Annotated in this window: 17 protein-coding genes; 14 read left to right on the forward strand and 3 right to left on the reverse strand. The window is 43.0% G+C overall.

From position 1 onward, the window contains the following. Positions 1 to 18 precede the first annotated feature (18 nt). On the reverse strand, positions 19 to 363 hold the full coding sequence (locus V7O62_RS07020; protein ID WP_406655537.1) for a winged helix-turn-helix domain-containing protein: 345 nt from the start codon (positions 361 to 363) through the stop codon (positions 19 to 21). Between the two features lie 206 nt (positions 364 to 569). Between V7O62_RS07020 and V7O62_RS07025 the strand changes: the two genes are divergently transcribed. From V7O62_RS07025 to V7O62_RS07045, 5 genes are all read left to right on the forward strand, one after another. After that, positions 570 to 719, forward strand: a complete 150-nt coding sequence (locus tag V7O62_RS07025; protein WP_406655538.1) for a 50S ribosomal protein L40e — start codon at positions 570 to 572, stop codon at positions 717 to 719. 7 nt (positions 720 to 726) lie between these two features. Beyond that, complete coding sequence (locus V7O62_RS07030) at positions 727 to 1,470, forward strand: geranylgeranylglyceryl/heptaprenylglyceryl phosphate synthase (RefSeq protein WP_406655539.1); 744 nt, start codon at positions 727 to 729, stop codon at positions 1,468 to 1,470. Positions 1,471 to 1,529: 59 nt separating this feature from the next. Next, positions 1,530 to 3,248, forward strand: a complete 1,719-nt coding sequence (locus V7O62_RS07035; protein ID WP_406655540.1) for an ABC transporter ATP-binding protein — start codon at positions 1,530 to 1,532, stop codon at positions 3,246 to 3,248. Between the two features lie 110 nt (positions 3,249 to 3,358). Beyond that, positions 3,359 to 3,697 (forward strand): phasin family protein, encoded by a 339-nt coding sequence (locus tag V7O62_RS07040; protein ID WP_406655541.1) that lies wholly within the window; start codon positions 3,359 to 3,361, stop codon positions 3,695 to 3,697. Between the two features lie 23 nt (positions 3,698 to 3,720). Beyond that, on the forward strand, positions 3,721 to 4,329 hold the full coding sequence (locus V7O62_RS07045; protein WP_406655542.1) for a hypothetical protein: 609 nt from the start codon (positions 3,721 to 3,723) through the stop codon (positions 4,327 to 4,329). A gap of 23 nt (positions 4,330 to 4,352) precedes the next feature. On the opposite strand, the gene V7O62_RS07050 is transcribed toward V7O62_RS07045, so the two are convergent. Next, positions 4,353 to 4,622, reverse strand: coding sequence for a DUF3303 domain-containing protein (locus V7O62_RS07050; protein WP_406655543.1), 270 nt, complete (start codon positions 4,620 to 4,622; stop codon positions 4,353 to 4,355). 238 nt (positions 4,623 to 4,860) lie between these two features. Here V7O62_RS07050 and V7O62_RS07055 point away from each other — a divergent pair, with 238 nt between their 5' ends. The 4 genes from V7O62_RS07055 to V7O62_RS07070 all read left to right on the forward strand — a co-directional run bounded on the left by V7O62_RS07055 (position 4,861) and on the right by V7O62_RS07070 (position 9,748). Beyond that, on the forward strand, positions 4,861 to 6,510 hold the full coding sequence (locus V7O62_RS07055; protein WP_406655544.1) for an ABC1 kinase family protein: 1,650 nt from the start codon (positions 4,861 to 4,863) through the stop codon (positions 6,508 to 6,510). Between the two features lie 85 nt (positions 6,511 to 6,595). Further along, a complete protein-coding gene (locus V7O62_RS07060; RefSeq protein ID WP_406655545.1) occupies positions 6,596 to 7,573 on the forward strand; it encodes a DUF128 domain-containing protein in 978 nt (325 codons plus the stop codon). Between the two features lie 493 nt (positions 7,574 to 8,066). After that, on the forward strand, positions 8,067 to 9,404 hold the full coding sequence (locus tag V7O62_RS07065) for an ammonium transporter (RefSeq protein ID WP_406658264.1): 1,338 nt from the start codon (positions 8,067 to 8,069) through the stop codon (positions 9,402 to 9,404). A 5-nt stretch (positions 9,405 to 9,409) separates the two neighbouring features. After that, positions 9,410 to 9,748, forward strand: a complete 339-nt coding sequence (locus V7O62_RS07070) for a P-II family nitrogen regulator (protein WP_406655546.1) — start codon at positions 9,410 to 9,412, stop codon at positions 9,746 to 9,748. 369 nt (positions 9,749 to 10,117) lie between these two features. Here the strand turns inward: V7O62_RS07070 and V7O62_RS07075 are convergent, their stop codons facing one another. Beyond that, entirely contained in the window at positions 10,118 to 10,948 is an 831-nt protein-coding gene (locus V7O62_RS07075) for a hypothetical protein (protein WP_406655547.1), read from the reverse strand. A gap of 167 nt (positions 10,949 to 11,115) precedes the next feature. Between V7O62_RS07075 and nifH the strand changes: the two genes are divergently transcribed. Genes nifH through nifK form a run of 5 tightly spaced genes read left to right on the forward strand, consistent with a single transcriptional unit; the run spans position 11,116 to position 15,621 of the window. Beyond that, positions 11,116 to 11,937: a nitrogenase iron protein gene (gene nifH, locus V7O62_RS07080; protein WP_406655548.1), complete on the forward strand. Its 822-nt coding sequence runs from the start codon at positions 11,116 to 11,118 to the stop codon at positions 11,935 to 11,937. A gap of 10 nt (positions 11,938 to 11,947) precedes the next feature. Next, complete coding sequence (locus V7O62_RS07085) at positions 11,948 to 12,265, forward strand: P-II family nitrogen regulator (protein WP_406655550.1); 318 nt, start codon at positions 11,948 to 11,950, stop codon at positions 12,263 to 12,265. A 17-nt stretch (positions 12,266 to 12,282) separates the two neighbouring features. After that, positions 12,283 to 12,663 (forward strand): P-II family nitrogen regulator, encoded by a 381-nt coding sequence (locus tag V7O62_RS07090; RefSeq protein ID WP_406655551.1) that lies wholly within the window; start codon positions 12,283 to 12,285, stop codon positions 12,661 to 12,663. Next, entirely contained in the window at positions 12,660 to 14,237 is a 1,578-nt protein-coding gene (gene nifD, locus V7O62_RS07095; protein WP_406655552.1) for a nitrogenase molybdenum-iron protein alpha chain, read from the forward strand. Before V7O62_RS07090 ends, nifD begins: the two co-directional genes overlap by 4 nt. A 13-nt stretch (positions 14,238 to 14,250) precedes the next feature. Beyond that, positions 14,251 to 15,621 carry a nitrogenase molybdenum-iron protein subunit beta gene (gene nifK / locus V7O62_RS07100; RefSeq protein WP_406655553.1) on the forward strand — a complete coding sequence of 457 codons (1,371 nt, stop codon included), beginning with the start codon at positions 14,251 to 14,253 and terminating at the stop codon, positions 15,619 to 15,621. The last annotated feature ends 17 nt before the right edge of the window (positions 15,622 to 15,638 follow it).

Consider the following 15,638-nt stretch of genomic DNA (forward strand, 5'->3'; position numbering starts at 1 on the left):
TTCCCGGTTCATTTTCTGTTAATGTTCATGCTTTGACTCGACATTCTCAAGGAAAGCCTCTCCACGGGGCGTGAGATAATACTCACAACTGTCACCTTTTTCCTCTTTTTCAATATAGAGAGTATCTTCAAGCATACGCAGGTCAAAACTTGCATGCATGTCGTCAAGCTGGAATTCTTCTTTGATCTGTTCGTAGCTCATCCTGCCCTCACCAAGCCTCCTGAGTATTCCCCTGCGTACAGGATGCTGAAGTGCATTCAATCCCGCCTTATGGTCTTCGGTAGGATTTGCCTTGAGCTTTCCCTCTTTTTTTGCTTTCTCGTACCATTCATCACTTCTCTTCATCAGATCTTCATCAACCATAATAATCAATCATTATTAATAATTATAGTATTAAATAGGCTTTGCTTGAAAGATGCTAATCTATAATGTTGAGAGCACATAAACGGGAAGACATTTTTGCATCCTGAAGAGCTATATTCTCGCCAAAACAATTATATGTTTTGAACTTCATGTAAGCAGCCTATCATTATTCTAATTAATCACATTACAATGATCAGGTGAAAATCATGGGAAGATTTCCAGAAGCTGAAGATAGAATACTCAATAAGAAGATCTGTATGAAATGCAATGCACGCAATGCTATTCGTGCAACAAGATGTAGAAAATGCAACAACAAAAGCCTGCGTCCAAAATCCAAGGAATCCAGAGGCGGCTGATCTTTTCATGCAAGTGGAAAAGTACCTCAATGATATCGCAGAAAGCGAAGGTACAGTTCACTTGACACTTATCGACCCTGCATCCCAGTCTCCCGATGAAGCTGCAGAAATTGCTTTTGCCGCTGCCCAGGGTGGCACGGATGCTATTATGGTCGGTGGTTCCACAGGAGCCGGAGGTGTACTGCTTGACCAGACACTTCTTAAAATAAAAGAACAGACTGACAAACCTACAGTTCTTTTTCCCGGAAATGCAGCAGGAGTCAGCCGTTATGCTGACGCTATCTTTTTCATGAGCCTGCTAAACTCCCGGGACATTAGTTTCATAACAACCAACCAGGCAATGGGTGCCCCGGTGGTATACAGGAGTGGCATAGAACCCATCTCCATGGCATACCTTATAGTCGAGCCAGGAGGCACTGTTGGTTGGGTAGGGGATGCAAAGCTCATCCCAAAAAATAAGGCTGATATTGCAGTTGCCTATGCACTTGCAGGCAAGTACCTTGGAATGCACTATACCTATCTGGAAGCCGGATCAGGGGCTGATGAACCTGTAAGGCCGGAGATGATAGGTGCTGTCAAACACGTCCTCGGCGACAATAAACTGATAGTCGGCGGAGGTATACGTGACGGAGCTTCCGCAAAGAAATGCGCTCTTGCCGGAGCTGACATGATAGTCACAGGTACCGTTGTAGAGAAGAACTCCAATGTTACTGCCAAGATTGAAGAACTAGTATCAGCTATCAAAAACTAAAATATCTGAGCTGGATATTCCTTTTTACATATTTTCATCATCCTAACAGAGGTTTGACAATGCTTGATGTATCTGACATTGTTAAGGAATATGACTTCAAAAACGATAAAAAGCGTGTTCTGGACAACATAAGTTTCAGCGTTGCCGACGGGGAGATACTTGGAGTAACAGGCAAGAGCGGAAGCGGAAAAACTACCCTTTTGAAGATACTCCGTGGGACAGAAAGCTTTGATGAAGGATCTTTCCGTCTTGGGGAACTTGAGATAACACCCACATCAGAAAAAGATACATTAAAGTCTCTTCATCTGAGTACTGCGATCCATCTGCAAAGAAATTTCGGGCTATGGAACGGACCTGCCATTGAAAATATTATTCGCAGACTGAACTTCCAGTATACCGGAGATGAAGGGCTTCCGGAGCCGGACTCCCTGCATTATGAAGACATGTATGAAGAAGCCATGGAATACATGAGGCTCGTTGGTCTTGATGATAAGGCATTGCATTCTTCAAATCTCCTGAGTGGCGGGGAAAAACAGAGGCTTATTATAGCCCGCCAGCTCGCCGCAAAACCAAAAATGCTACTTCTTGACGAACCGGTAACCATGACAGGACCTGGTACGAAACAGGAGATACTAGATGTCATAAAGAATATGAAAGGCAGGCTAAACATCCCTATTGTTGTTGTTTCTCACCTTCCGGAAGTACACCTTTACCTTTCGGACAGGGTAGCATATCTGGAAGATGGAAAACTTCTGGAGATAGGAGAAACTGAAAAGGTTTTGAAGCATTTCCTTAGAGACCTGGAAAAACAGGTAGAATTGCCGGAAATCCGGCAAAAAGAACCTGTCATAAAGGTAAGGAACCTTTCAAATCGCTTTTCACTGCTTAGAGTCGGAGAAGTGCTTAAATTTGAAGATATCTCCCTTGATATAAACCGTGGAGAGATAACAGCACTTATAGGCCAGTCAGGTGCAGGTAAAACAACAATCCTGAAAATGATAGAAGGGTTGAGAACTCCGAAAGAAGGAAACATCAGCTACCTTCATGAAGGGGAATGGCTGAACATCCTTGAATTCACAAGACAGCGCCTGGATCTGCGCAAGAAGATCAGCATAATGCACCAGGAATTCACACTTTCACCTCACTCAACTGTCAGGGAACAGATGGCTTTCAAGTTAAGGCTCAAAGGAGAAAAATCCCTGGACTTTGCCAGGAAAAAGGCAGCAGAGATCGGCATCCCGGAGCAAGTGCTTGACACCCTGTACAGCCTTCCTGATATGTCAGAGGATGAGAAAGAGAAGATCATGCAGCAGATCAATATGACCCCGGACATATATTCACTTCTTTTCCCCTTTATAACTAAAGACGATGTGGATGAGCATGCAAAGGATATCTTTGCTGCCCTTGACCTGCCCATGGAAGTCCTTGACAAGACACCTTACCAGATAAGTGGAGGGGAGCATGTGCGTGCATACATCGCACTCGCCCTTGCAACAAACCCGGAAATACTGATTCTTGACGAGCCTTTCGGGGACCTTGATCCGGTAACTCTCAGGGATGTCACCAATTCCCTGAAAAGAATCAATGACACTTTTGGAACTACTGTGATCCTTGTAAGTCATCACATGGATTTTGTAAAAGAAGTTGCACATAGGGCAGTACTCGTCGACAATGGCAAGATAATAATGGATAGCAAACCTGAAGAAGTATGTAGCAGACTCATCGAAATGAGCAATGCGAGCTACCTTGAGCATGATCTTCAGGAACTTGCATCCTGACGGTTGCCTTACTACCCTTATTTTTTTTATTGTACTTTGCTTCCGGAACTGTTTCACACAGAATAAGATATTTATCAATCAATCTCCAATTGATTAATGGAGGTTTGCATTTGAGAGAAATAACAGATATCTGGAAAAAGGCTGGCCTTTTAGGAATTGGAATGTGGGCGCTAACTGAAGAAAAATTCCAGGACATTACCGATGAGCTCATAGAAAACGGCGAGATGAAGAAAGAAGAAGGAAAGAAGTTCATACGCGATCTCAAAGATGAGCACAAAAAACAAAAAGAAGAGATGGAAAACAAAATATCATCCAAGGTTCAGGAAGCTGTGGACAAAGCGGATGTTGCAAAAAAGGACGAAATCCGCGAGCTTAAGGAAATGATTAAAGCACTGGAAAGCAAAATAGACGCCCTTGCGAGTGAAGAAAAAGAAGAGAAAGATCTTTAATACACACCGGGAAGGAGATATGTGTGGCATTTAGCAAGAGCCATAGCCTTTTTCTTGGTTTTGTGAAGTTTCTTTATTCACTGACCCAGACAAAGTCGGGGTTTTCTACTGAAGAAAATACGGTTACTGAATGGAATATCTTACCTGCTGATCCACTTGCCGGGGATGTACTTACCATCCAGGGAAAAGCAGAACCCAATGCACTTATCGATGTAGCAGTTTCATTCTCCAGATATGTAAAAGTCAACGGCGGTAATTACGAATACAATTTTGAGAATATCAGGATACCAAAAGGAAAAAACCGCTTTGCAGTCAGATCAAGTCCTGTAAAGGACCTGAACTTTATCGTCAAGATGTTTGTCGATTTCAAAAGGAGCTTTGACTCCAAGGAGGGAATAGCAGAATTTGCTGAAGATAACGTCCCCCCCGGAACCTATGATATAGCCATCAACGGGGAAGCAATGGACGGTGAAGAAGAAGTCTGCATAGATTTCACTGCCATGGAAACAATGAAGTCTGACACTGAAGGAAACTTTTATCATAACTATGAAACAAACGCACTCCCTGAAGGTGATTTCACAGTAAGGATAAATAATGTTGAAAAGAAAATAACGTTAAGACAGGTAAGTTGACCTGCCTAATAAAAAAGAGGAGATTATACTCCCTTTGCAGCCATTAATTTTATGAATTCCGTAGACTCCATCACCGGACAGCTCTCAATAAAGCATATGTCAGACCATGGAAGGTTGAATTCAGCAAATGCTTTTGCATCATCCGCTTCATATAATATGAAATACCTGCCACCGGAAATATCTACCCACTGATTGATTATGTTCACGCCGGCCGGTGGTCTTAACTGCTTGAAATGCTCAATTATCTTTTCACTGTTTTCAGGTTCCCATGTACTTATATCTAAAAATAACATCTTACCACTCCTGTTCTTAACGGCAGGCAGAGCATACACCTCGCAGCCTACACCCAACTCCACCCATTACAACTTTGAATGGTAATTATTTAACAATTTCCCCAATTGTGCATATTCGGGAACATTAAACGATAGTTTAATAATTCTTTTCCGACAAAATAAACATATGTAAGCAAGCAAACTTAATTTTTTAAATTTTTTGAGAATTATGCTGAACCGCAAATTACACAGGTATTCAATGATAAAAAGATATGGAAAGATCGTTGATACGCTGATAAAATACGAGTTCGGGCACATCGCTGACCGCTTGAGGATCAATCAGTTCAGACCTCTGCGTTCAAGATTCAGAAAAAAAGATGGGAAGATGGAGGGAGTTATATCCCATCCACAAAGAGTCAGGATGGTGCTGGAAGAACTCGGACCCACATATGTAAAGCTTGGCCAGATACTCAGCATGCGTCATGACCTTATACCTATAGAATACATCGAAGAATTTTCCGGATTGCAGGATGAAGTTCAGCCTTTTGAGTTCACGGAAGTTGAAAAGGTAATCAGGGAAGAGCTGGGCGCAGACATCGAAGAAATATTCATATTTTTTGAAAAAGAACCTATTGCTGCTGCTTCTATCGGCCAGGTCCATCGTGCAAAACTAAAAGGCGGTGACGATGTAGTTGTAAAGGTCCAGCGTCCGGGAATCAAGAAAACCATCGATGCAGACCTGGACATAATGTACAGTATCGCCGGCTTTGCAGAAGAGCATATTCCTGAAGCCCGGCTTTACAAACCTCTTGAAATCGTAGAAGAGTTTGAGCATTCCATCCATAATGAGATGGACTACACACAGGAAGGCAGGAACGCTGAGCGGTTTGCGCACAATTTCAAGGATGATCCGCACATATACATTCCTGAAGTCTACTGGGACTACACCAGTATGAAAGTCCTGACACTGGAGTACATTGATGGTACAAAAAGCACTTTGTTCGATGACTTTGCCGAATCGGGACTCGATAGAAAACAGATAGCTAATATTGTTATCGAAGCCTTTATGAAGCAGGTCTATGAGGACGGTTTCTTCCATGCGGACCTGCACTCAGGAAACGTGTTCATAATGAGCGATGGCAGGATAGCTCTCCTTGATTTTGGAATGGCTGGTTTTCTTTCATCTGAAACCCGAAACCTGCTTATTGATGAACTCATTGCCATAACAAAGAATGATAGTCAACTGTACATCGAGATACTTCGAGACTTCGGTTCCATCGAGGAGGAAGTAGACATCCAGTCCTTAAAGATCGATATAGATCAGTTGCTCTACAGGTACTATGGCAGGTCTGTCAAACAGCTTGATACTGTAGCCATACTTGAAGAGATGATAGGATTACTTCGGAAACACCATGTGCGTGTGCCTTCTAACGTTGCCCTGCTATCAAAAGGGGCTATGACAGTGGAAGGTTTTGGTGCATTGATGGACCCGGATATTAGTATGACTGCGATCGCGGAGCCTTTTGCCAAAAAAGCAATGAAAAACCGCTTCAAATTGCACAACATTGCCGAAGGTACATACCGTGATATGTATAACTGGTCAAGAGTAATTCATCGTGCACCCTTAAAACTATCTCACATTCTCGATATAGCCGAAAGAGGATATCTCAAGTTGCGGTTTGACTCTCACGGGTTAGACCGGATCGTCGCTGAGCTCGATGCTGCAAGCAATCGCCTTGCTTTCAGTCTTATTATATCAGCAATAATAGTGGGTTCCTCCCTTATTATCCAAACAGGACAGGAACCATACATTTGGGGTATGCCAAGTCTTGGTGTAATCGGGTTTGTAATGGCAGGTCTGCTGGGGATGTGGCTCATAATTTATATACTCAGAACAGGCCGTATCTAGCATTTATACACACAACTTAAATAATAGACATAGCCTATAAATTAGAGATATTCAGGAAAAGTATAGACCGAGAATGGTGTGAAAAATGACGGACCCTAATGTAGAGAGAAAACTTATTGAAATAATACGCATCATCAGCGAAAGTGATAAACCGGTGGGTGCACGGCTCATAGCCGATGAAATGCACAATCGCGGTTACGCAATAGGGGAGCGAGCCGTCAGATACCATTTAAGGATACTTGATGAAAGAGGCTTTACTCAAAAACACGGCTATATCGGCCGAACGATAACAGAACGTGGAAAAAAAGAACTCAGTGATGCATTAATCAGTGACAGGCTTGGATTTATTATCACCAAGATCGAAGAGTTGATTTACAGAGCTGATTACGACCTCGACACCGGAAAAGGTAACGTTATCGTTAATATAAGCTACATAGACAAGGATGATTTTGACAACGCTACTGATGTCATAAGATATGCAATGGCCAACGGAGCATCCATAAGTCCGAAGGTCGGTATTTTTGAAGAAGAATCCAGCGAGTATGATATTTATGTTCCGGAAGGAAAAGTTGCTATTGCAACTGTATGCAGTATCACCTTTGACAGTCTTTTGTTAAAAAATGGTATACCTACGATTCCTGCATACGGAGGCTTGATGCAGATGGAGAAACATGAACCAGAAGGGTTCGTTGACCTGATATCCTATAGCGGAACTTCCATTGATCCTATCAAGATCTTCCTCAGGAGGAAATCCACATCCATCCTCCAGGCAATAGACACCGGCAGCGGCAAAATGCTTGCCAACATGCGTGAAATACCTGCTTCTGCTTCTGAAAAAGCAGGTACACTGATCGAACGTGCAAAGAAGGATGACATCAGTGGGAGCATATGCATAGGAGAGTCCGGAACTGAAGTTTTTTACGCTCCCGTAGAAAGAGGAAAAGTGGGTATTCCTGTCATTGTAGGAATTAATTCGGTGGCAGCAGTCGAAGAAGCAGGTATCCAAATTGAGACACATCCTGTATCCACTGTAATGGAATACAGGAAAATGAAGTTACTCTGACCAAAACCTGAAATATGATTCAGGGTTTATCAGGAACATACCTGTACTTTTTTTACTATTTTCACATGGAGAAGTAAGCCAATTCCCAAGTGTGTTCACGCGTAACTGTCCGTAGTACCTGTGCGTTTATGGTTTGGTGGTGACCTAAAACATCGCTTATTCTTTTTTTTGCTTATCTTTTCTTTAAATTGAAATGAGGATTGAGCATGTTTAACTTCGTTTTTTGGGTATTAATCTACAAAAGTGTTTAAAATTTTATATGTAGTTGAGATTTTGAAAGGATGATTACTGCGTGGTAAAATTACAACTCTTACACATACATAGTTCAAACCTAATAAAAGTTACCAAAATTTTTAAATATAATAAAGTCTACACATAGCATCCGTATTCCGATAGTTTTGACAAATAAAGGTGTGCATTTATGAACGAAACATCAAAGAAATATAATTCAAAGAAGATCTGGCAGTTCCTGCTGCTGGTCAGCGTAATATTTATGGCATTTATTGTCCCGGCATCTGCCGGTTCAATAGAAGAGAACAGCGTAGCAATCGAAAACCTTCAGATTGCACTTACTTTCATGTGGCTCCTGCTAGCCGGCGCAATTGTCTTCCTGATGCATGCGGGCTTTTCCCTGGTAGAGATAGGTCTTACCAGGACAAAGAATACTGCTAACATTCTCATGAAAAATTTTATGACAATCTCCCTTGGCATCATCGTATACTGGGCAGTAGGCTGGGGAATAATGTACGGGGCTGATTTTGCAGGACTGATTGGTATTGACCAGTTCTTCCTTATGGGTGCAGACAACGGACTATGGAACAGCTGGTGGTTCCAGATGGTCTTTGCAGCAACCGGTGCAACAATCGTTTCCGGTGCGATGGCTGAGAGGACTGATTTCAGGGCATATCTCATTTACACAATACTTATGGTAGCACTTATTTACCCTGTATACGGACACTGGGTATGGAGTGGTTCGGGAATACTCACAACTGGTTTCATCGTTGACGCAATTGGTGTTCCAATCCACGACTTTGCAGGATCAGGAGTAGTGCACTCAATCGGTGGATACTCAGCTCTTGCAGGCGTACTGCTGGTAGGCGCAAGAATCGGAAAGTTCAAGAACGGAAAGCCAATGGCAATTCCAGGTCACAGCCTTCCACTTGCATTCCTCGGTACACTTATTTTGGCATTCGGATGGGTAGGATTCAACGGCGGCAGTACACTCGATGCAAACGACCCATACGCAAATCTTGTAATTGTCAACACATTCCTTGCAGCAGGTGCAGGGGCAATCATAGTCATGATCATCACCTGGATAAAAACAGGGAAGCCTGATCCATCCCTTACCGCAAACGGACTTCTTGCAGGTCTTGTGGCAATCACGGCGCCATGTGGTTCAGTTGCTAACTGGGCAGCAATTGTCATAGGCCTTGTAGGTGGAATTATAGTTTACATGGGTGTAATGTTCAACGAAAACGTACTCAAGGTAGATGATCCCGTAGGTGCTATTGCAGTACATGGTTATGCTGGCAGCTGGGGGCTTCTTTCAGTAGGTATCTTTTCAATAGGAATGGGCAATGGAATACTTGCAGATGCAGTGTATGCTGCAGAAGGAGTGGGACTTATCTATGGTGGCTACGAACAATTCCTTATTCAAATAGTTGGAATAGTACTCAGCATAGTATGGGCATTTGGTATTTCACTCATAGTCTTCAAGCTGATCGATCTGGTAATAGGACTCCGTGTATCAGAAGAACATGAAATTGCAGGACTGGATGTTGTTGAACACGGTATCACTGCATATCCGGAATTCCTTATCGCAAAGGAGTGATTTAAATGAGGAAAATAGAAGCAATCATAAGGCCTACGAAGATTCACGAAGTAAAGGACGCACTGGAAGATGCAGGCTTTGAAAGTGTGACCGTAACCGACGTAAAGGGACGCGGAAAGCAGAAGGGCATCATGCAGCAGTGGAGAGGCAGGAAATACTGCGTAGACCTGCTTCCAAAAATCAAGATGGAAGTGGTTGTCAGCGACGATGACATGGACAAAGTTGTCGATATCATCATGAAGAACGCTGCAACCGGTTCAATCGGCGATGGTAAGATTTTCATCTATCCGGTGGAGAAGATACTCAGAATTCGTACAGGCGAAACCGACGGAGATGCGCTTTAAGCGCATCTTCACCTCCTAAAACATTCCATCTATTTTCTAGGGCTTTTTTCCTATCCTGTTCTTGTTGATTTTAAGTAGTAGCTGTTTTTGACAGTAACCCTTGCAAAGAAAATTTCCACAGCACTTATTAACCTTCTTGATATTCATAAATGTGGCAAGTTGATGTAAATGATAGATAACAACAATCTTGTTTAAAGTCGTGAAGTCATAAAAAGAGAGATTGAAGGCGAAATTTGCCACTTGAATAAAATGATTACGTCCTTGGTTGAATCACTCGAAGAAAAGAGTATTTTGGAATATGAAGAATGAAAAAGCTACAATAAATATTAGAAAAATTTTAAAATTTAACTAGTTTTGAGACTTGGATGACTAGTATAGCTTTAACTCTCCATTTACAAAAAACGAACGCAGATTTTCAACTTGTTTGCTAACCCTGTTCATCAAAGAAAGGACTTCACTTTCTCCAAGTTCCCTTATAGGATATGATCCCATATGTTCAATTAAATCGTTATCATTTTCAATATTTTCTCCTGGGTAAGGTATGTCTGGTATATACCATATTTGAGGGAGGTATTGGTCAGAGTAACCAACACTATAATCCAATTTAAATTCTTGAATTATTTTCAAAATAAAACAACCAATCAAAGCAGTTTCTTCCATGTTCATTTTATTTGACCACATCTTTTTCAGAAAAATGCTTCCGTAAGGCTCACCGTGCCCTATCACTTTGTAGTCATTAACTGGCTCTGGGAAGCCAATAGGTTGAAAGTGCACAAGTTCAGCTTCATATCCAATTCTTGTGGCCATCAAAACACTTAGGTTTCGTAAAATGTATTTGTCATCTCCATAGATTTCATGCATTTCTCGGATCACATTTTCCGTAATTACAGAGAATTTGGCAGATGTCGATATTCTTTCACCGTTTTCACCCATATCCATTATGGTAGAGTCTAATCGATTTTGAAAAGCTTTGTATAATCCACTGAAACCGGCTGCACCAAAAACAACAGAATTGAAAGGATTAAATATTTTTTTGGCATTTGAAAAGTCAGCACCATCTTCCATTGTTATTTTTGTATCTCCTACAAGTACAACACCGTCTGAACACCTAGCACCCAAAATGTAAGTCATATTTTCATCCTTCTGATATTTTGTATATTGTGTTGAAAAAAAGGTATGATGATTTATATTCTTTTTCATTTCTCTATACTCCTTAACTTTTTTCTATACATAATAACTTAACAGAATCAAGTAACACAAAGTTTTTTATAATATAACATAGAACATAGGATTCCGTTGTACTATAAAGCACGTCAGCTCCAAAACAGTACAACATAAAAATTTACAAAGTACAGAAGGAAAAGACCATGCGACAAGTAGCAATATACGGAAAAGGCGGAATCGGAAAGTCGACAACAACACAGAATTTGACTGCAGCACTCGCCACCATGGGAAAAAAGATACTGTTGGTAGGATGTGACCCTAAGGCTGACTCTACAAGAATGCTTCTTGGAGGTCTTAACCAAAGGACAGTACTCGATACATTAAGATCAGAAGGCGACGAATCCATCGAACTCGACAATCTCATTCAACCGGGATTTGGCGGAATCAAGTGTGTGGAATCCGGCGGGCCTGAGCCCGGTGTTGGTTGTGCAGGCAGGGGCATCATAACTTCAATTGGTCTCCTTGAGAATCTTGGTGCATACGAGGATGAACTGGACTACGTATTCTATGACGTACTCGGTGATGTCGTATGCGGAGGTTTCGCAATGCCAATCAGAGAAGGAAAGGCACAGGAGATCTACATCGTAGCCAGTGGGGAACTCATGGCTATCTACGCAGCAAACAACATCTGCAAGGGTATCCAGAAGTACGCAAAGGGCGGTGCACGTCTTGGAGGGATCATCTGTAACAGCAGAAAGGTAGACGGCGAACGCGAACTTCTCGAAGCATTTGCGGAAAGGCTTGGAAGCAAGCTAATCCACTTTGTTCCAAGAGACAATATTGTCCAGCGTGCCGAGATCAACAAGAAGACTGTCATCGACTTCGATGAAGATTGTGACCAGGCACAGGAATACCTGACACTGGCTGAGAACATCCAGAGCAATGACAAGTTCGTCATTCCGAAGCCTCTTGAAATGGACGATCTTGAAGCAATGATGGTAGAGTTCGGTATCATCGAATTGTGAGGTGAAACAAATGCAAATGATCCGTGCAATAGTCAGGCCCAACAAGGTAAGCGACATTGTTGAAGGACTTGAGAAGGAAGGTTTCGTATCACTTACAAAGACAGATGTCTTCGGAAGAGGAAAGCAAAGAGGCATTCACACTGCTGAAGTGCAGTTCGATGAGCTTCCAAAAACAATGCTCATGATGGTTGTGGAAGACGAAGACAAGCCAAAGGTTGTAGACATTATCAAGAGTTCAGCCCATACTGGAAAATACGGAGACGGGAAGATATTCGTAAACCCGGTTGAAAGCGCTTACACAATACGTAGCGGTGAATGCGGACTGTAAATAAGAAGGGGATTTCAATGAAGGAAATTACAGCAATCATTCGCATGAACAAGGTGCACAAGACACTTGATGCACTTTCAGAATGCGGATACCCTTCCTTTACAGTGGAAAAGGTGATGGGAAGAGGAAAGCAAAAGGGATTATGCTATGAATTCGACCCACCACTTCCAGAACAGGAAGGTGTTACAGCAAAGAACTGCATCCCGTTTATCCCAAAGCGTATGTTCACCATTATTGTCGATGACAGGGCAGCTGAGAAGGTAATCCAGCGCATCATTAACATCAACAGGACCGGACATGCAGGGGATGGGAAAATCTTCGTAACAGACATACCTGAAGCATTCAGGATAAGGACCGGAGAAGAAGGAGAGATCACTGTGGGGAGGGAAGGACAATGAGTTCTGAAATAGAATCCTCTCAAAAAGTCATTGACGAAATGATGAAGATATATCCTGAAAAAGTGGCAAAGGACAGGAGAAAGCATTTTGCTGTAAAGAACTCCTGCTCCGAACAGCATATCGAAGCCAACAGCAAGGTAGTGCCCGGTATCATGACAAACCGGGGTTGTGCTTTTGCCGGTGGTAAGGGTGTAGTCATGGGACCGATCAAGGATATGGTACACATTGTCCACGGACCAATCGGCTGTGCATATTACACCTGGGGAACCAGGCGTAACATGGCAAAAGCTGAAGACGGCGGTGACAACTTCATACAATACAGTTTCTGCACCGACATGGTAGAAACAGATATTGTTTTCGGTGGTGAAAAAAAGCTAAAAGCAGCCATTGACGATGCAGTGAGAATCTTCAAGCCCGGTGCAATATCGGTCTGTGCAACATGTCCGGTAGGACTCATTGGCGACGACATCGAGGCAGTCGCAACAGAAGCAGAAGCTGAACATGGTGTAAAAGTAATGTCCCTTCGCTGCGAAGGTTACAGAGGCGTCAGCCAGTCAGCTGGACACCACATCGCAAGTAATGTCCTTATGGAGCACCTGATCGGCACAGAAGAACTGGAGAACCCAACACCATTTGACATCAACATCTTTGGTGAATACAACATCGGTGGTGATCTCTGGGAGATCAGACCACTCTTTGAGAAGATAGGATACCGCATGGTTTCAAGTTTCACAGGAGACGGATCGTATCACAATCTTGCTAAAGCGCATCATGCAAAGCTCAGTATACTACTCTGTCACAGATCAGTTAACTACACTAACCGTATGATGGAAGAAAAGTACGGCGTTCCATGGTTAAAAGTCAACTATGTTGGTGTCGAAGGCACAAAGAAGTCACTCAGAAAGATGGCCCAGTTCTTCGATAATCCTGAACTTAAAAAGAAGACAGAAGAAGTGATAGAAGAAGAAATGGCAAAGATCCAGCCGGAACTTGAGAAGTACAGAAACAGACTCGAAGGCAAGAAAGTCTTTATTTACTCTGGCGGGTCCAGGTCACATCACTACCAGAACCTCTTCGAAGATCTTGGAATGAAAGTAGTTGTTGCAGGATACCAGTTTGCTCATCGTGATGACTACGAAGGCAGACAAATCCTTGAAGGCATGAAGGAAAAAGCTTCGAGTGGAATCCTTGAAGATCTTCACTATGAAAAGGAAGAAGGATTTGAGCCAGCAATCAGTGAAGAACGCATGAAGGAGCTTAAGGAAAAGCTTGGACTTATGGACTACGAAGGAATGATGCCTGAAATGATTGACGGCGCAATAGTGGTAGACGACTTGAACCACTACGAGACAGAATTCCTCATCAAGGAACTCAAACCGGATTTGTTCTGTTCAGGTATTAAGGACAAGTACATGGCACAGAAATGCGGAGTTCCATCCAGGCAGATACACTCCTATGATTACAGTGGCCGTTACACCGGATTCTCTGGTGTGCTTAACTTCGCAAGAGACGTAGACATGGCAGTTAACAACCCAACCTGGAAGCTCATGAAAACCCCGTGGAAGGCAGAGTAAGGGAGGAGAAAAGATGTTAGATTATACTCCAAAGGAAGCAATTCAAAGAGATGCACTGGTTATCAACCCTGCCAAGATATGCCAGCCTATTGGCGCAGTATATGCTGCAATGGGTATACACAACTGTATGCCCCACAGTCATGGTTCACAGGGATGCCTCTCATACCTGAGAATGTGCCTTACAAGACATTACAGGGAGCAAAACGTAGGTACTACCAGTAGTTTCTATGAAGGAACAGCAGTTTTCGGCGGTGCATCAAACCTCAAGCAGGCGCTTGCCAATATTGAAGCGGTTTATACTCCGGAAGTTGTTGCAATTCACACAACATGTGTTGCAGAAACCATAGGTGATGACGTTAACCAGATAATAGAAGATGTTGAGATGGAAGAGCTTATTGATCCTTCAATCAAGCTCTGTGCTGCATCAACTCCGAGTTATGTAGGTTCACACGTAACAGGTTACGACAACATGGTAAAGTCATTTGTTACAACCTTTGCCACAAAAACAAAACCAAATGGAAAGCTCAACATCATACCGGGTTTTGTGGACCCGGGAGATATTCGTGAGATAAAGAGGATACTCTCTGTCATGAATATCCCTGCAATCGTATTTCCTGACCAGACAGATGTATTCGATTCCGGGCTTTCCGGGGAAGGAGCACTCTATGCAAAGGGCGGAACGCCAATAGGAGATATGGAAGACAGTGCAAACTCCATGGGAACCATAGCACTTTGCAGCATGGCAGGAGGCGCAGCAGCAAACATCTTTAGAAACAAGTTCAAGATGCCTGTCCAAATAGGACCTGCACCAATCGGTGTACGCTACACTGACAGATTCATCATGAAGGCGGCTGAGCTGGCAAATGTCCCGATCCCACCGGAACTGGAACAGGAAAGAGCAAGGATTGTTGACATGATGACAGATGCCCATCCACACTACTATGGGAAGAAGGTAGCTATCTTCGGTGATCCTGACATACTCCAGGGGCTGACAAGCCTGGTGCTTGAGATGGGAATGGAACCAACAGTAGTCCTTTCAGGTACTGTGAGCAAGAAATTCGAAGAGGAAATGTCAGAAATGGTACACCCATTGTACCCTGACTCACAGATCCTTACCGGAGCAGACCTGTTCACCCTCCACCAGATTATCAAGAACGAACCTGTGGACATGCTGATAGGTAACACCTACGGCAAACACATAGCACTTGCAGAAGACATACCACTGATCAGGGTTGGATTCCCGATCATGGACAGGGCAAATCTCCACCACTTCCCTGTTATGGGATATGCAGGAGCAGCCCGCATGGTTGAGTGGATCGGAAACACTTTCCTTGACATTAAGGACAAGACAGTCCCTGAGGAAGAGCTTGAGGTCGTACAGTAACGACCTCATAAATTTAG

Source organism: Methanolobus sp. ZRKC2, from assembly GCF_045291185.1.
In the GTDB taxonomy this organism is placed as follows: Archaea; Halobacteriota; Methanosarcinia; order Methanosarcinales; family Methanosarcinaceae; genus Methanolobus.